At 26.7% G+C, this 16969-nt stretch carries 22 protein-coding genes; 8 read left to right on the top strand and 14 right to left on the bottom strand.

The window, feature by feature from the left end; translation table 11 throughout:
- Positions 1-594, top strand: a complete 594-nt coding sequence (locus ACTT88_RS07065; protein ID WP_440908590.1) for a DUF3501 family protein — start codon at positions 1-3, stop codon at positions 592-594.
- Here ACTT88_RS07065 and ACTT88_RS07070 read toward each other — a convergent pair.
- From ACTT88_RS07070 to ubiE, 6 genes are read right to left on the bottom strand one after another with little or no spacing between them, the layout of a single operon-like run.
- On the bottom strand, positions 591-1046 hold the full coding sequence (locus ACTT88_RS07070; RefSeq protein ID WP_440908591.1) for an SH3 domain-containing protein: 456 nt from the start codon (positions 1044-1046) through the stop codon (positions 591-593). The genes ACTT88_RS07065 and ACTT88_RS07070 overlap by 4 nt on opposite strands.
- The gene (locus ACTT88_RS07075; RefSeq protein ID WP_440908592.1) at positions 1021-1788 is read right to left on the bottom strand and encodes a HesA/MoeB/ThiF family protein; all 768 of its coding nucleotides are present in this window, start codon (positions 1786-1788) and stop codon (positions 1021-1023) included. Before ACTT88_RS07075 ends, ACTT88_RS07070 begins: the two co-directional genes overlap by 26 nt.
- Entirely contained in the window at positions 1785-2222 is a 438-nt protein-coding gene (dut, locus tag ACTT88_RS07080) for a dUTP diphosphatase (RefSeq protein ID WP_440908593.1), read from the bottom strand. The genes ACTT88_RS07075 and dut overlap by 4 nt, the downstream gene beginning before the upstream one ends.
- Positions 2222-3427: a bifunctional phosphopantothenoylcysteine decarboxylase/phosphopantothenate--cysteine ligase CoaBC gene (gene coaBC, locus ACTT88_RS07085; RefSeq protein WP_440908594.1), complete on the bottom strand. Its 1206-nt coding sequence runs from the start codon at positions 3425-3427 to the stop codon at positions 2222-2224. The genes dut and coaBC overlap by 1 nt, the downstream gene beginning before the upstream one ends.
- 8 nt (positions 3428-3435) lie before the next feature.
- The gene (ubiB, locus tag ACTT88_RS07090; protein WP_440908595.1) at positions 3436-5004 is read right to left on the bottom strand and encodes a 2-polyprenylphenol 6-hydroxylase; all 1569 of its coding nucleotides are present in this window, start codon (positions 5002-5004) and stop codon (positions 3436-3438) included.
- Positions 5004-5708 carry a bifunctional demethylmenaquinone methyltransferase/2-methoxy-6-polyprenyl-1,4-benzoquinol methylase UbiE gene (gene ubiE / locus ACTT88_RS07095; RefSeq protein WP_440908596.1) on the bottom strand — a complete coding sequence of 235 codons (705 nt, stop codon included), beginning with the start codon at positions 5706-5708 and terminating at the stop codon, positions 5004-5006. The genes ubiB and ubiE overlap by 1 nt, the downstream gene beginning before the upstream one ends.
- A gap of 29 nt (positions 5709-5737) precedes the next feature.
- Between ubiE and mutM the strand changes: the two genes are divergently transcribed.
- The 4 genes from mutM to dnaN all read left to right on the top strand — a co-directional run bounded on the left by mutM (position 5738) and on the right by dnaN (position 9746).
- The gene (gene mutM / locus ACTT88_RS07100; RefSeq protein WP_440908597.1) at positions 5738-6601 is read left to right on the top strand and encodes a bifunctional DNA-formamidopyrimidine glycosylase/DNA-(apurinic or apyrimidinic site) lyase; all 864 of its coding nucleotides are present in this window, start codon (positions 5738-5740) and stop codon (positions 6599-6601) included.
- A gap of 50 nt (positions 6602-6651) precedes the next feature.
- Complete coding sequence (gene rpsT, locus ACTT88_RS07105; protein WP_440908598.1) at positions 6652-6912, top strand: 30S ribosomal protein S20; 261 nt, start codon at positions 6652-6654, stop codon at positions 6910-6912.
- Between the two features lie 313 nt (positions 6913-7225).
- Complete coding sequence (gene dnaA / locus ACTT88_RS07110) at positions 7226-8644, top strand: chromosomal replication initiator protein DnaA (RefSeq protein ID WP_440908599.1); 1419 nt, start codon at positions 7226-7228, stop codon at positions 8642-8644.
- Complete coding sequence (dnaN, locus tag ACTT88_RS07115) at positions 8634-9746, top strand: DNA polymerase III subunit beta (protein WP_440908600.1); 1113 nt, start codon at positions 8634-8636, stop codon at positions 9744-9746. Before dnaA ends, dnaN begins: the two co-directional genes overlap by 11 nt.
- On the opposite strand, the gene ACTT88_RS07120 is transcribed toward dnaN, so the two are convergent.
- The 4 genes from ACTT88_RS07120 to argH are packed head-to-tail and all read right to left on the bottom strand — an operon-like array spanning position 9743 to position 13190.
- Positions 9743-10444, bottom strand: a complete 702-nt coding sequence (locus ACTT88_RS07120) for a lysophospholipid acyltransferase family protein (protein WP_440908601.1) — start codon at positions 10442-10444, stop codon at positions 9743-9745. The genes dnaN and ACTT88_RS07120 overlap by 4 nt on opposite strands.
- Before the next feature lie 12 nt (positions 10445-10456).
- Positions 10457-11671 (bottom strand): diaminopimelate decarboxylase, encoded by a 1215-nt coding sequence (gene lysA, locus ACTT88_RS07125; protein WP_440908602.1) that lies wholly within the window; start codon positions 11669-11671, stop codon positions 10457-10459.
- Positions 11671-11802: a hypothetical protein gene (locus ACTT88_RS07130; protein ID WP_440908603.1), complete on the bottom strand. Its 132-nt coding sequence runs from the start codon at positions 11800-11802 to the stop codon at positions 11671-11673. Before ACTT88_RS07130 ends, lysA begins: the two co-directional genes overlap by 1 nt.
- Positions 11799-13190, bottom strand: coding sequence for an argininosuccinate lyase (argH, locus tag ACTT88_RS07135; RefSeq protein WP_440908604.1), 1392 nt, complete (start codon positions 13188-13190; stop codon positions 11799-11801). The genes ACTT88_RS07130 and argH overlap by 4 nt, the downstream gene beginning before the upstream one ends.
- A gap of 24 nt (positions 13191-13214) precedes the next feature.
- On the opposite strand from argH, the gene ACTT88_RS07140 reads away from it, so the two are divergent.
- Complete coding sequence (locus tag ACTT88_RS07140) at positions 13215-13724, top strand: TlpA family protein disulfide reductase (RefSeq protein ID WP_440908605.1); 510 nt, start codon at positions 13215-13217, stop codon at positions 13722-13724.
- Here ACTT88_RS07140 and ACTT88_RS07145 read toward each other — a convergent pair.
- The gene (locus tag ACTT88_RS07145) at positions 13721-13924 is read right to left on the bottom strand and encodes a twin transmembrane helix small protein (protein WP_440908606.1); all 204 of its coding nucleotides are present in this window, start codon (positions 13922-13924) and stop codon (positions 13721-13723) included. The two genes, ACTT88_RS07140 and ACTT88_RS07145, sit on opposite strands and share 4 nt — an antisense overlap.
- Positions 13925-13972: 48 nt before the next feature.
- Between ACTT88_RS07145 and ACTT88_RS07150 the strand changes: the two genes are divergently transcribed.
- Entirely contained in the window at positions 13973-14623 is a 651-nt protein-coding gene (locus ACTT88_RS07150; protein WP_440908607.1) for an alpha/beta hydrolase, read from the top strand.
- A gap of 48 nt (positions 14624-14671) precedes the next feature.
- Complete coding sequence (locus ACTT88_RS07155) at positions 14672-15241, top strand: HNH endonuclease (protein ID WP_440908608.1); 570 nt, start codon at positions 14672-14674, stop codon at positions 15239-15241.
- Here ACTT88_RS07155 and ACTT88_RS07160 read toward each other — a convergent pair.
- Genes ACTT88_RS07160 through ACTT88_RS07170 form a run of 3 tightly spaced genes read right to left on the bottom strand, consistent with a single transcriptional unit; the run spans position 15238 to position 16838 of the window.
- A complete protein-coding gene (locus ACTT88_RS07160) occupies positions 15238-15771 on the bottom strand; it encodes a demethoxyubiquinone hydroxylase family protein (protein WP_440908609.1) in 534 nt (177 codons plus the stop codon). The genes ACTT88_RS07155 and ACTT88_RS07160 overlap by 4 nt on opposite strands.
- Entirely contained in the window at positions 15755-16240 is a 486-nt protein-coding gene (locus ACTT88_RS07165) for a disulfide bond formation protein B (RefSeq protein ID WP_440908610.1), read from the bottom strand. Before ACTT88_RS07165 ends, ACTT88_RS07160 begins: the two co-directional genes overlap by 17 nt.
- On the bottom strand, positions 16233-16838 hold the full coding sequence (locus tag ACTT88_RS07170; protein ID WP_440908611.1) for a YqaA family protein: 606 nt from the start codon (positions 16836-16838) through the stop codon (positions 16233-16235). The genes ACTT88_RS07165 and ACTT88_RS07170 overlap by 8 nt, the downstream gene beginning before the upstream one ends.
- Positions 16839-16969 lie beyond the last annotated feature (131 nt).

Here is a 16969-nt window from a genome sequence, read left to right on the forward strand (position 1 = left end):
ATGCCTAGAGATAAAAGAGAAATTCAAAAAGAAGACATTATGCCTTTAGATGTTTATATAGAAAAGAGACGTGAATTAAGAAAAAGTATCGTTGATTATAAAAAAAATAGAAGAGTTGCTTTAGGGCCTTATGCTACTTTTTATTTTGAAAGTTATGAAACAATGTTAGCTCAAGTACAAGAAATGCTATACATTGAAAAAGGTGGTGATGAGCAACTTCAGGATGAGTTAACTGCGTACAATCCTTTAATACCTAACGGCAAAGAACTAACTGCAACTTTAATGTTTGAAATAGATAATCCTATTTCAAGGGCTGCCTTTCTTGGAAAAGTTGGTGGAATAGAAGAAACAGTATTTATGAAAATAAATGGTGAGAAAATTAAAGCTGTTGCCGAAGAAGATGTTGATAGAACTTCTTCTGAAGGAAAAGCTTCATCAGTACAGTTTATTCATTTTAATTTTACTGATGATCAAATAGAAAAATTTCAATCTAATAGCTCAGAAATTGAGCTTGGAATTGATCATAAAGAGTATTCTCATAGCACAAAATTATCTAAAGAAAATATAGCCTCTTTATCTACTGATTTTAGTTAATTTAGTCCCCAAATATTATCTGTTTTAATCCAACCTTCAAATTCTTCTGATGTAATTTTGCACCAATTTCGTTCACACTTTTCTATAATTAGTAATCTTCCTTCTTTTATTTGAGCAACTGGTTTAGCAAAAGATGTAGGTTTCTTAAATAAAACTTTATCTTTTATGGCTATTACTGAATTACTTTTTTTTAATTGTGAAATATGAATCCAACCACTGTTATTTTTTAAATCTATAATTCGTCTAAAATTTTCTTTTTTATCGATTTGTTTTAAAGGTAAATTTATTTTCTTGTAAACATACTTGATGTCAGATTCAAAACTTGGTCCATAGCGTACGTTTACCTTATTTTTTTTAAGAGAAACGAATATTTCTCCTGCATTACTTGAGGTAATAAAGAATATTAAAAGAGAGAATATAAAAATATTATTTATTAGATTTTTTATTTTCACTTTTCTTTGTTTTATTTAATTTAACTTTTCTAAAGCTTAAATTTAATAAATCTATAATAAGAATAAATCCATTTAAATTTTGACCAATTTTTAATATTTTTTTTAAAACTTCATTAGCTAGCATTGTTCCAATTGTTCCTGCTACTGGTCCCAATATTCCTTCATATTCACAGTTTAATATTTCATCAGTAATAACTTCCTCTTGATAAAAGTCTCGTAAAGAAGGAGTATTTTTATCTATAAAATTAAAAGTAAAAATATGACCATCAAATTTACTAATTGCTCCAGTCACAAGAAATTTTTTATATTTAAAACTTAAATCATTTATTAAAAATTTACTTTCAAAATTGTCAGTACCATCAATAATGAAGTCATAATTTTTTATTATTTTTTCAAATTTTACTCTATCCATTTTAAAGTTATAAAGATTTATTTTTGTTTTTGGGTTTATTTTATTTAGTTTTTTTTTGGCAATTATAACTTTTGAGTGATTTAAATCTTTTTCATCATATAAACTTTGTCTATGAATATTTGATAGGCTAACGGTGTCATGATCAACAATTCCTAGTTTCCCAATGCCAGATCGGGTCAAAAAATCAGCCGCTGGACATCCTAGACCACCCATCCCAATTATTAAAACCTTTGAGTCTTGGATTTTTTTTTGTCCTAACGGACCTATGTTTTTTAAAATTATTTGTCTAGAAAATTTATCTATTTCTTTTTTGCTTAAATTTTTGCTCATTTTCCAGTAGAGCCAAAACCACCTTCTCCTCTAATTGTTTCTGGTAGATCATCAGTTTCCTCAAGATCCATTTTAATTACAGGAGTTAAAATCATTTGTGCTATTCTATCTTTATTATTTATCAAGAAATCATTTTTACCGTGATTAAAAAGGATTACTTTTATTTCTCCCCTGTAATCACTATCAATAGTTCCAGGTGTATTTAAAATACTTATACTGTTTTTTGCAGCTAAACCAGATCTTGGCCTTATTTGGATTTCGAAATCATTTGAAAATGCAACAGCAAGCCCTGTTGGAACTAAACATGATGAGTTTGGTTTAAGATTGATGGGTTCTTTTACTAATGCCATTAAATCCATACCAGATGCACCTTCTGTTTTGTAAGCAGGTAATTCAACCTCAGGGTCTAACTTTTTGATATGAACTTTTGCCATTAATTTAATTGATCAATTATTCTATCAACTATTTCATCAGAAATTCCAGATTTTTTTTTATATGAAAGTTTTTCTTTTTTAACATCTTTGTTTTTATAATGAATTGTTACCTCATTATAATCAGAATTAAACCCTATATCTTTATTTGATACATCATTAGAAATTATCCAGTCACAATTTTTCTTGTTTAATTTTTCCTCTGCATTTTTATTGATCTGATTAGTTTCTGCTGCAAATCCTATTACAAGTTCAGGTCTCATAGAGTTATGGTTAGACACATAATGAAGTATGTCTACATTCTTTTCTAAATTTAAGTTTAAGTTCTCTTGTTTTTTAATTTTATTTTCATGCTTTTTGTTTATTTTAAAATCAGCTACCGCAGCAGAAAAAATTGCTACATCAACAGGTAAATTTTCTTGAGTAGCAACTAACATTTCATCTGCTGTTTCAACTTTTATAAGATTAATATCTTTAGTTATTTCAAGATTAGTTGGACCTGATATTAATGTTGTATCAAAACCTTTTTTGGATAATGATTTTGCTAATTCATATCCTTGTTTGCCACTTGATTTATTTGTAATAAAACGAACTGGATCTATGTACTCATTTGTTGGACCTGCTGTAACTAATGCTTTAAATTTTTTATTATTTTTTTGAGTTAAGAAATATTTATCAACTTCTTCAGCAATTACTGATGGGTCTGACATTTTACCCTCTCCATATTCACCGCATGCCATATCACCAACATCTGGACCTATTAGTTTATATCCAAAACCTTTTAATTTTTTTATATTTGTTTTAGTAGTTGGATGCTCCCACATTCTTACATTCATTGCTGGTGCTAAAATAATGTCTTTATCTGATGCCAAAACAACAGTGGATGCTAAATCATCAGTTGTTCCTTGAGCTAGTTTAGAAATTGTATTTGCCGTTGCAGGTGCAATTACAATTATATCTGCCCATCTTGAAAGTGAAATATGATCCATTTCAGCCTCATTTTCTAAACTAAATAAATCACTATAAACTTTACCTTGAGAAAGTGATGTTATTGAAAGCGGAGTTACAAACTCTTTTGCACTTGTTGTAAGAATTGTCTTTATTTCTGCACCATTCTTTTTAAAAAGCCTAATTGTTTCAAGACTTTTATAAGCAGATATTCCTCCACAAATAATAAATAGTATTTTTTTATTTATCAAATTTTTCATCTGCAGAATTAAAATACTATAAGGCCAAAAATTACAAGAAGTAATAAACCAATAATAGATTGATTTCTAAATGCTATCATTTCTGATTTCTTATCATTCAGAGCGGTGTAAGAATTTGAATTTTGTGGAATTTGACCACTAGCTAAAAACGTTAATGCTTGATTTGCTTTATCCATAATCTCAGGAAATTCTGGTAAACGTTTAATCACTTCAGATGTATTTTTTAAAGTTTCATTTAAATTATTAATTGGATCTTTGGTTTCTTTAAGCCAATTTTCTAGTACAGGCTTTGAAGTTGTCCAAATATTTGTGTTTGGATTTAATTTTCTTGCCACTCCTTCAACAACAACCATAGTTTTTTGCAACATTAATAATTGAGGTTGAGTTTGCATATTAAACTTTTCTGTTACATCAAACAATTGTTTGAGTAATTTACCTCCTGAAATATCTTTTACTTCTTGACCAAATATAGGTTCACCAATAGATCTCAAAGCTTGAGCTAGATCATCGATTGGCACTTCTTTAGGAACTAATCCAGCAACCAAGTGAACTTCAGCTACTTTGCGATAATCTCTTTTAATAAATCCAAATAAAATTTCTGCTAAAAACCTTTTACTAAGTTTATCTAATCTACCCATAATCCCAAAATCTATAGGGACAATCTGGCCACTATTATCAACAAAAATATTTCCTTGATGCATGTCTGCATGAAAAAAACCATCTCTTACAGCATGTCTCAAAAAATGTTGGATAATATCTTCAGCTATTTTATTAGTATCTAAATTTCTTTTCTTAAGCTCCTCAGCTTCTCTTATTGAAATTCCATCTATCCAATCCAAAGTCATTACATTTTCACTGGTAAAATTCCAATAAATCTCAGGAACTTTAAATCCAGCATCATTTTTTGTATTTTCTGCATATTCATTTGCTGCAGCAGCTTCGAATCTTAAATCCATTTCAAGATTAGTTATTTCTTTAAGTAAAAAAACAACTTCAACAAGTTTTAATCTTTTTGTTTTTTTTACTAATGACTCAATAATAAATGCAAATAACATCATCGCATCTATTTCTTCATTGAATATTTTTTTTATATTTGGTCTTAAAATTTTTATTGCCACATCTTTAATAGTTCCATTGTCATTTATTTTTGCTTTATGAACTTGTGCAATCGAAGCAGCAGCAACTGGTTCACTTAAATCAATTATAGAATTAAACGCATCGACACCGAGATCTTCTTTAATAATTTCTTTTGCTTCATGAATTGAAAAAGGGGGCAATCGATCTTGAAGTTTTTCCAGCTTTAAAGATAATTCTTCTCCAATTATATCAGGTCTAGTAGCAAGAAATTGTCCAAGTTTGATGAAAGTTGTACCCATAGATTCTAATGATCTAGATAGTCTTTCTCCATCATCTTCAATTAAATTATTTTGTTCCTTTTTTTCAAATGAAATGGATAAAAATTGGAACAATATTGTTACAGCTAAAGGAGGTTTTTTAATTTTTGATGCAATTTTTAAAATATCTGATTTTGCAATTTTTCTTCCTAATTTAAATAAAGTAATAAGTTTTTTAATCATTAAATTTTCCAACCACTATGAATTGAAACAATACCACCAGAAAGATTTCTATAAGAACATTTATGAAAATTATTTTTTTCCATCAACTCTATTAATTCATCTTGATTAATAAATTGTTCAATACTTTTGATTAAATATTCGTAAGGTTCTTTTTCTCCAACTACAAACTGACCAATAATAGGAATGAATTTTGAATAATTTTTATATACAAAATCAAGATTTGAATTTTGAATCTTAGAAAATTCCAGACATAAATAGCGTCCACCAGGCTTTAAAACTCTATATGCTTCTGAAAGTGCTTTATTTAAATTTTTTGTATTTCTTAGCCCGAAGCTAATAGTGTAATAATCAAATGAGTTGTGTTTTATCGGTAATTTTTCTGCTGAAGAATTAACCCATTTCACATTTTTGTAATTAGATAATTTTTGCTTTCCTTGACTAATCATTCCTTTATTAGGGTCAACACAAGTAATTTCAGCCTCTTTATTTGTGCTATCTAAAAATAACTTTCCAACATCCCCCGTCCCACACGCAACATCTATTAATTTTCTATTAACTCTCGGATTCATCATATTGATTAAACTTTTTTTCCAATATCTATGTACACCCATAGACATAAAGTCATTCATCAAGTCATATTTGTTGTAGACCTGATTAAACACATTTTCTACAAGTCCTTTTTTATTTTGAAGATTTTGTTGCATAAAAAAATATATATTGAATATAGTATCAAATGCCAGAATTACCAGAAGTAGAAATTGTTAGACAATCCCTTCATAAAAAGATCAAAAAAAAAAGCATAAAAAAAGTAATAATCAGAAACAGGAATTTAAGGTTTAAAATACCAAGTGATTTTGAAAGCTTTCTTAAAAATAAAAAAATAATTGAAGTTAGTAGATTTTCTAAATATTTGATTATCCATTTTCAAAATGAAGATTATTGTTTAATCCATTTAGGAATGTCAGGAACAATTCATATTCTTGATAAAAAAAAGCCTCTAAAATTTACGAATACTAGTTTTTATCATTCACCTTTTTTACCTAAAAAACACAATCATGCAGAGTTTGTATTTGATAACTTGAAAGTAATTTATAATGATCCAAGACGTTTTGGATTTTTTGAAATAATTAAAAATTATCAAGATCTACAGAGAAGATTTAAATCAATGGGACCTGAACCATTTAGTGACAAATTTAACTTAAATTATGTAGTTAATTATTTTAAGAAAAAAAATAAGGATATAAAAAGTTTCTTACTTGATCAGAGATTTGTTTCTGGAATAGGTAATATTTATGCAAGTGAAATTCTTTTCGCTAGTAAAATAAATCCATTTAAAAAGGCAAAAAGACTTAACAAATATGAATGTTTGAATATTATTTTAAATTCTAAGAAAATACTACAACAGGCAATTAATAAGGGAGGTTCAAGTATAAGAGATTTTAAAGATATTTCAGGTAACAAAGGTAACTTTCAAAAAGAGTTTAAAGTTTATCAGCAAGACGGCACTGGTTGTAAGCGTATGCAGTGTGAGGGTATTATAAAAAAAAAAATAACATCAAATAGATCAACTTTTTTTTGTAATTCTTGTCAAAAATAGTTAAATATTTAGTTGACCACTTTAAATTCTCAAGCTATACCCCTGCGCAGATGGCAAACACAAAATCAGCAATTAAGAGAATTAGAAGAATTTCTAGACAAACAACAGTAAATAAAGCTAGAAAGAGCAGGTTTAGAAACGCTCTTAAGAAAATGAACCTTCTAATTGATAATAAAAAGAAAGATGAAGCTCTTAAATTTCTACCAAAGTTAAACTCTGAGTTGATGAAAATTGCAAAAACCGGAATAATAAAAAAACAAAATGCTTCTAGAAATGTTTCTAGAATAACAAAAAAAATTGCTGCAATCTAAACGTTAGTTTAAATTTTCAAACAACTCCTGATATCCACATTATATATTTAAGTTTTGTGTTAAGTTACTATATTTAGATTTAGTAAATATTTGGATTATCGTCATTCAATCTATATTTGATTTAATTTTAATTCAATCAATTAATTGATTCAATCTATATTCGATTCAATTTATAATTTTAAATTTAAGTTTAATTTAGAATTAATTTTTTAAAATATAAATCACAATCATAGATTTTATTTTTTTTTAATTTTCTATATTAACTTGTTGCAAATTTTTTTAAATAGTTCTAACTGAGATTTCCCCTTAAGTTATGAATAAATTAACAAATACAAAAAATATTAATAATTTTTCTTCTCAAAGTTTTGAATGGAAGCAAGTACAGAATGAATTGAAAAATAAACTAGGCTTAGAAGTTTATGAGAGCTGGTTAAAAAAGATTTCTTTTGTCGAGGAATTCAATAATTACTTATTATTATCTGTTCCAACAAGATTTATTAGAGATTGGATTACATCAAGGTATTTAGACCAAATATTAAAGATAATTAAGGTATATAAAAAGGACATTATTAGAATTGAGTTCAAAATCGTCGAAAAAGCCCAAGATATCACTTTAAAGGAAAATAATATTAAAGAGAATAATATAAATGAAAATGTTTCATTTATAAAAGACTCTTACCTCCAGTATAATCGAATTGATCCAAATAAAAGATTTGATAATTTTATTACAGGTTCAAGTAACAAATTAGCTTACGAAGCTTCTTTAAAAGTTTCAGAAAATATATCTCATTATAATCCACTTTATATTTATGGTGGTGTTGGGATGGGAAAAACTCACTTATTAAATTCAATAGGTTTAGAGCTTAAAAAAAATAATAAAGTAATGTTTATTTCTGCTGAACGTTTCATGTATCAGTTTGTAAAATCAATTAAATCAAACGACATGGTTAAGTTTAAAGAATATTTTAGAAATACAGATATTTTATTAATCGATGATATCCAGTTTATAAGTGGAAAAGAGGTTATGCAGGAGGAGTTCTTTCATACATTTAATGCATTACTTGATAAGGGATCTCAAATAATAGTATCTGCTGATCGAGCACCAAACAAATTATCAAGGATTCAAGAAAGAATTAAATCAAGATTTTCAGGTGGATTAGTTGTTGATATTCAAAAGCCAGACCTTGAACTTAGAAAAAAAATAGTTGAAAAAAAAACTGAAGAATTGAATGCTTTGTATTCTGAACAATTACAAGTTTCTAGAGAAATTCAAGATTTTATAAGTAATGAAATAACTGGAAGTGTAAGGGAACTAGTTGGAGCAATAAACAGAGTTGTTTCATTTTCAAGAATCTATAACAAAGTCCCAAATCTTGCTGAAACTAAAGTAGTTTTAAAGGATTTATTAAATTTAGGAGAAAATAAGGTTACAATAGATCTAATTCAGACAATTGTTTGTAAGTTTTTCAAAATCAGCAAGAATGAAATGCTATCATCTAGAAGATCAAGATATTTAGTAAGACCTAGGCAAACAGCAATTTATTTAACTAAAATTTTAACTTCTAAATCATTACCTGAAATTGGAAGGGAATTTTCTAACAGAGACCATACAACAATAATTCATTCAGTAAAAACTATTGAAAAGATAAAAGAAAAAGATCCTGAGATGGTTGATAATATAAATAAATTAAAAAACCAGATTTTATATAATAATAAAGAAAATGAAATTTAACGTTAATCAACAGGATCTTCAGCAAGCATTAAATTATTGTCAAGGAGTTATTGAAAAAAGAAGTACATTGCCAATACTTTCTAATATTTTGTTAGATGCAAGCAATTCAAAACTTACTATCACTGCGACTGATCTAGATTTAATATTTATACATCAATTAAATAATGTAGAAATTTTAGAGGAGGGCAAAACAACCACAACTTCCTCAATCATGTATGATATTATAAGAAAATTTAACTCAGGAAAAAAAATAAATCTTTCTCTAACTGATATAAGTAAATTACAAGTAGAGTCTGAAAAATCTATTTTTAATTTGAATTGCATAAGTGCTACAGAGTTTCCACTGACAGACGAAAATTTTAATCAAAATGAATTTATAATTAAATCAAAACAATTATTGAAATTATTAAATAAGTGTAAATTTTCAGTCTCTAATGATGAAACAAGGCATTACCTAAGTGGAATTTATTTTCATCAAACAGAAGTTGAAGATAAAAATTATTTAACAGCAGTTGCAACTGATAGTCATAGAATGTCTATTTCAAAAATTCGATTAGAGGAAAAAATTGATTTTGATCCCATAATTTTACCCAAAAAAACAATTTTTCAACTTTGCTCTTTATTAGATAGTTATGATGGAGATGTGAAAGTTTCAAATGTGAAATCAAAAATAAAATTTGAATTAAATAATAGTATTTTAATTTCAAAACTTATTGATGGGAAATTTCCTAATTACATTCAAGTTATACCTAAAAATAATCAAAAAAAATTAGAAATAGACTTAAAATTATTTTTAAATTCAGTTGATAGAGTAGCATCTGTTTCATTAGATAAAAAAGATGGTGTGAAATTCAATTTATCTAAAGACACTTTAGATCTGTCAGTAAATAATACTAATAGTGGTGATGGTAAAGAAACTTTAACTGTTAAGTTTGATCATGATTTAGAGATAAGTTTTAACTCTAGATATTTGATAGATGTTGCTTCACAATTAGATGGAGATAGAATTGAAATTTTCTTTAATGATACTGGTTCACCAGCACTGATAAAAGATCCGGGTGATTTCGATAGTATTTTTGTTGTTATGCCTATGAAGGGCTAATTAATTAAATCTAACTCTGAATAAATATTCTTTTCGAGAATTTGAATAAAATTTTCCTTTGTTAACCCAGAAGGAATTGGTTTTAGAATAGAGATTGTAATTGTTTTATTAGATTTCTTTTTACCTTTTTTAGGCCATACATATCCAGAGTTAATTGCAACTGGCTGACAAGTAACATTTAGCTGTTCATAAATTCTCGAAGCACCTTTTTTAAAAGGTGGTCTTTCATCTGGAAGAACTCTAGTTCCTTGAGGAAAAATAATTAAAGGTCTATTAGAAGTAGCCATCATTTTTGAAATATCATCAAAAAAACCCAAGTTATCTTTTGTAACTTTGTTTCTTTTTATTGAAATTGATCCTATTTTTTTTAAGTACCAACCGAATATTGGAATTAACAATAATTCTTTTTTTAGAATAAATACAGGCGAGTTAAAGATAGTTTGTAAATAAAAAGTTTCAAACATTGATTGATGAGATGCTGCTATAAAAAATTTTTCATTATTAATAATGTTTTCTTTTCCTTTGATTGAAATTTTTACTGACAGAACAATTCTTAAACAAAAACTGGCCCAATGGCCCATTAATTTACCTCCCATCAAAACTACCTGTCTAGGCAAAAAAAATGATGGTAAAAAAATTATCGAAATAAAAATGATTCCAGTGAAAAATAATATTGAAAATAAAAAGTTTCTTATCATTTTTGTCAAAAGCTAAATTATATCTTTATGCTTTTGTCTTTTTTTTATTACTTTAATTTTTGATCCTTTTATTAATAATTCTACTGGTTTAGGTCTTAAATTATAATTTGAGCTAAGTGACATTCCATAAGCTCCCACATCACATATTGCTATTAAATCTTTTTCATTCAATACTTGAAATTTTTTTAATGTAACAAATTTATCTGTACTTTCACAAATAGGACCTACAAATTCATATGGTTTTTTAGATATTTTGTTAGATTTTGTAACAGGTAAGGTTTTATGAAATGCACCATACAAAGCAGGTCTCATTAAATCATTCATTGCGGCATCTAAAATTATAAATTTTTTACTTCCACTATCTTTAATATAGATTATTTTTGAAACTAATGTCCCTGTATCGCCAATAATTGATCTGCCTGGCTCAAATATAATTTTAACTTTATGTTTTCTTAAAAATTTGAGAATAGCTGCGTTGTATTTTTTATAATTAAGTTTTTTATTTTTATCAGTGTAAGTAATGCCCATACCTCCACCTAAATCTATAAATTCAAATTTATGATTTGTTTTACTTAGAATTTGACTGACCGCTTTAAGCATTTTTTCATAAGGTCTATGGTCTAAAATTTGACTGCCTATATGAACACTTAGACATCCTAAATCAATATTTTTTGAATTTTTGCAATAATTTATAATGTCATGGAATGTATTTTTATTTACACCAAATTTATTTTCTTTTTTCCCAGTGGATATTTGACTTAATGTTTTTGCATCTGTGTTGGGGTTTAGTCTCACACCGATTTTTATTCTTTTATTTTTTGATTTTGCTATTCGATTTATTTCTTTTATTTCACTTAAAGACTCAGCATTGATAAGCAAAATTTTTTTATCAATAGCATAGCTGATTTCACTTGTTGTTTTACCAACACCAGAAAATACTATTTTGCTTGGATTAATTCCTGCTTTTAGTGCCATCATTAGTTCTCCTACTGAAACAACATCAGCACCTAATCCAAATTTTTTAATTTCTCTAATTATATTAATATTTGTGTTGGATTTAACTGCAAAGCATATAAGTGGTGAAAAAGATCTGAAGTTTTTTTTAAAATTATTAATATTTTCTTTTAATTTAGAATAGGAGTAAGAATAAAATGGAGTTCCAAATTTATTTGCAATTTTTTGCAGATTAATTTTTTCTATTGTTAGTGTTTTATTTATGTATTTCATTAAGCTAAGTTAACTGAAACTTTTTTTATTTCTGCTTTTTTATCTGGGTCTACGTATTTAGGATCACCTTTTTTTCCACAAGAAATAACGGCACAAAATAACAATATAATTATAGTAAATTTTTTAATCATTTTTCTCTTTTATATTTCATTATCATTTTTTTAATATTATCAAAAGAAGTTCCACCATAAGATTTTTTCGAATTAATTGAATTTTTTAAATTAAATACTTTTAATACATCTTCTTTAAGTTTGGGTTCAATTTTCTTTAACTCATCTAAAGTTAATTCATTTAACTTCTTTTTTCTTTTTTCAGCTAAATTAACTACTGCAGCAGTTTTTTGGTATGCTTTTCTAAAAGACATTGAATGATTTTTTACAAGATAGTCAGCTAAATCAGTTGCTGTAATATATCCAGAATTAGCAAGTTCTAGCATTTTACTCTTATTTGGATTACAATTTTTTAGTATTTCATCGCAAATTTTTAAACAATTATTTAGATTGTCGTTTGATTTAAAAACAATCTCCTTATCGTCTTGCAGATCTTTAAAATAGGACAGTGGTAAGCCTTTTAAAATTGTAAGCATCGAAAATAAATTTCCATAAGCGCTTCCTGATTTTCCACGCAAGTACTCTAAAAGATCAGGATTCTTTTTTTGTGGCATTATAGAAGATCCGGTAACAACTTTATCAGATAAATTGATCAAGTTAAAAGCATCCGAATTCCAAATAATCAACTCTTCAGCAATTCTAGAAATATGCATAGCACACACAGATGAAGCGTATAAAAAATCTAAAACAAAATCTCTATCTGAAACTGTATCAATAGAATTATTTGTAGGTATTTTAAAACCAAGTTTTTTGGTTGTATAATTTCTATCTATATTAAATGATGTTCCTGCTAAAGCCGCAACACCTAAAGGATTTTCATTTAAACTGTCTAAATTATTAGCAAATCTCTTTTTGTCTCTATTAAACATTTCTACATAAGACATTAAATAATGTGCAAAAGAGATAGCTTGAGCATTTTTAAGATGTGTAAATCCAGGCATAATAGTCTCAACATTTTTTTCAGCTAACTTAATTGTGCTCTTAATAACTTTATTAATGTTATTATTTATTTCGTTGTTTGATTTTTTCATCCAAATTTTAAAATCAGTAATTACTTGATCATTTCTTGATCTTGCAGTGTGAACGTAGCCAGCTTCTTCACCTATTATTTGAAAAAGTCTCTTTTCGATATTAATATGAATATCTTCATATTTTTTATTAAACTCAAATTTATTGTTTGTTATTTCCTTATTAATTTTTGTTAGTCCATAAATAATTTTATTTTTTATTTTGAATGAAATTATTTTTTGTTTAAAAAGCATCTCAACATGAGCAATTGATCCCTGGATATCTTCTTTATAAAGTCTTTTATCAATATCTATTGAATTACCGACTTTTTGAAATAAGCTTGATGTATTTTTTTTAATCCGCGTGGACCAGATTGCTTGGTTGTTTTTATTTTTTGTCATGATATTTAATTATACCTATTTAACATGAGATTTTTAATAATATTTATTTTTTTGATTACAAATGTCGTAGCTGAAGAACTACCTGGTATTAAAAATATTGTAATCCATAAAATACCAAAAACACATGATAATGTTATTTTTTTAAACAAAAATGATCAAAAAATTAATATCAATGAATATACTGGGAACCTATTGATATTAAATTTTTGGGCAACTTGGTGTGAACCTTGTAAAGAAGAAATGCCATCTTTAGATAAACTCCAAGCTAATCCAGAATTGGATAATATAAAAATTTTTGCAATTAATATTGGGAAAGAAACTTTAGATAAAGTTGATAAATTTTTTATAGATCTTAACATTAAAAATTTTGAACCTTATTTTGATCCACCTACGACATTAGCAAAAATGTTTTCTTTAAGAGGTATCCCTACAACAATTCTAATTGATAAAAAGGGCCAAGAATTTGCTAGAGTAATAGGTTCAATTGATTTTGAAAATAAAAATTTTATTAATTGGATAAAAAAATATAACTAATTTTTAAAAAAATAAGCAAAGCCAACTAAAGCTATAATAGCAATAAACTGCAAGATAACTCTTAACTGCATTAATTTATTTGAATATTTTTTACTTGTCTCTCCTCCCTTAAAAAGAGTCCCAATACCTAAGATTAAAACTATTCCTACAGCTATCAAAAGGGCTATTGATAAAACTTTAATTAATATTCCTGAAATCATTTTTTATTTTAGATTGTGTTTTTACATAAAAAACATAATTTATCTACTATGACATTTTGCCTAGATTCCATAATTATTAAACCAGAAAATGGTGTTGAAATTAAAAATGCAATTATTTTGCTTCATGGTTATGGAGGTGATGGAAAGGATATTAGCATGTTATCTTTAAACTGGAAGAGACATATGCCTAATACAGTCTTTATTTGTCCAAATGGTCACGAGCCATGTGCTATAAATCCCTCCGGTTATCAATGGTTTGATTTAACAAAAGAAGATTCTGATTACATATTAGAGCAATCAATAAAAGCTGAAGAAGTCTTAAAAAAATTTATTAATGAAATAAAAAAAGAGTTCAAGTTATCAAATAATCAAATATGTTTATCAGGATTCAGCCAAGGATGCATGATGTCTATAAATGTTGGTCTTACATATGGAGAAAATTTTTTATGTATAGTCGGTTTTTCTGGAAAGATAATAAATCAAAATGATTTAAAAAATAGAATCAAAAATAAAACTGAAACATTACTTATACATGGTGAAGCTGATCAAATTGTCCCATCTACCCATTTACTTGAAGCAAAAGATTTTTTAATTAGAAATAATGTTAAAGTTGATACACTATTAATAAAAAATTGTGATCATCATATTCCTATTGAAGCATCAAGTACAGCTTTAAATTTTATTTTAAAAAAAATTTAACATCTCTAATTATTGATAAAATTGTTCAACTAAGTTAAAATTAAATTAATGAATAACTTTATTGAACAAAATGTCTCATTAGAAAAGTGCCCTGCATTAGTCCTCAATGCAGATTATAGACCTCTGAGTTACTACCCTTTATCTTTGTGGTCATGGCAGGATACAGTTAAATCTGTTTTTCTTGATCGAGTTATTATTGTTAGTAATTATGATAGAACTATAAGAAGTCCATCATTTAATATGAAATTACCAAGTGTTATAGCATTAAAGGATTATATTGTTCCTCAAAGCAAACCAAGTTTTACTAGATTTAATGTGTTTTTAAGAGATAAATTTTCCTGTCAATATTGTGGAAGCAATGAAGAGTTAACTTTTGATCATTTATTACCCAGATCAAAAGGGGGTGAAACTAATTGGGATAATGTTGTAACAGCTTGTTCTGCATGCAATGTAAAAAAGGGTGGAAAACTATTAAAATATTCAGGTATGAAATTACATCAGCACCCTTATCGACCATCTACAGAGGATCTACATAAAAATGGCAAACATTTCCCTCCAAATTTTTTACACAAAAGCTGGATGGATTACTTATATTGGGATGTAGAACTAGAGTCTTAAATTTTCTCAGAAATATTTATTGCAATTTTTGATCCAGTTTTAATAATTTTATCTAATATAGAGTAAGGACCTTCTTTTGTTGCGCCCTTCTCATAAGCAATATCTTTATGACTTAATTCATCTTCTCTAAATTTAATTATTTTTTTTTTAAGTTTTGATTCACTATTATCAAGTTGTTTTATTTGGTTTAAATAATGTTCATCTATCACTTCTTCAACAGAAGCAGTGCAAAGCATAGCCGCTTTCTTACCAAGTATAGTTGAACCAAAACCTAATCCTACACCTAATAAATCCCATAAAGGTAAAAATTTTGTCGGTTTTATATTTCTTTTTTTAATTTCTTCTTCAAAAAAATCAGAATGCTCTTTTTCATGAGCTTTCATTTCTTCAATTGTTTTTTTTAAAGCTTCATCTTTAACTAATGTATTTAGAGCGAGCAACTGTCCTTCATAAATTTTAACAGCACCACGCTCCCCTGCATGATCAACTCTAATAAATTCTTCTATTTTCTTTTTATTTATTGTTGTCATAACTTAAATAAACTCTTGTCGTAAAATATACTATTAATATTGATATTATAATATTGTAACTTGTAAGCGATAATCCTAAAATTTTAAATGTAACATCTTTGCAGCTAACATTTTTTTCTTGTAATTGTCTTAAGATTTCTTCTTTTGATAGTAAATTGGAGCCATTTTTTAAATCGCAAACCAATGATTCTTCAATAAAACCTTGCTCAATACCTAAATGATATAAAGATAAAATAGTAGCTGCTAAAAAAATTAAAATAAGAGTAAGAATGAAATATTTTTCAAGATTAATAAATTTATAATTTAATATAATAATTATTAATGATAATAAGTATGGAATTCTTTCCACTACACATAAGTTACAAGGTTGATGACCTAAAACATATTCAATGAAAAATGCTGAAGATAAAGCAATAATGCTAATTAAAAAAATTAATTTTAATGTAATTGTTTTGTTAATCTCAACCATTAAATTTTAAAAATAAATAAATAATAATAAATATTATAACTATAATAATTCCAATTATGGTGAACCATTTTGATCCATGTTTTTCCATGTACTCTGTAAATAATTCTCCAAATTTATAAGACAAATAGGCAACAATAAAAAATCTCAGACCTCTTGAAATTAAACTAACAATTATAAAAACAGGAAGATTAAAAGCAATTAAACCACTTGAAATCGTAAAGGCTTTATAAGGTAATGGAGTAAAGCCCGCTAAAAAAAGAATACTAAGCCATGCCAGGAATCCACTCCCTTGAGACATGCTTAATTTTAAATTTTCTACTCTATCTTGATAACCATAAAATTCAATTACATACATTGCTAAATCAAAAAATAAATAACCTATCAAATATCCCAATATTCCTCCAAGCACTGAAAATATTGATGCTATTAAAAATATTTTCAGATATTGATTTTTTTTAGCAATAACCATTGGGATTATCATTGCATCTGGAGGTATAGGAAAAAAAGAACTTTCTATAAAAGATACAAGCCCTAAATAAAAATTAGAAGTTTTATGTGCAGCTAATTCTAAACATTTTTTGTAAAGTGTTTGAAACATTTTTTGGTTTTAATATAAATTTAGTTCTTATACTATTAAATATAATTTAATTGAATACCAAGGGCGAATGGCGGAACTGGTAGACGCGCACGACTCAAAATCGTGTTTCGCAAGAAGTGAGAGTTCGATTC

The organism is Candidatus Pelagibacter sp., from assembly GCF_052046145.1.
Lineage (GTDB): Bacteria > Pseudomonadota > Alphaproteobacteria > Pelagibacterales > Pelagibacteraceae > Pelagibacter.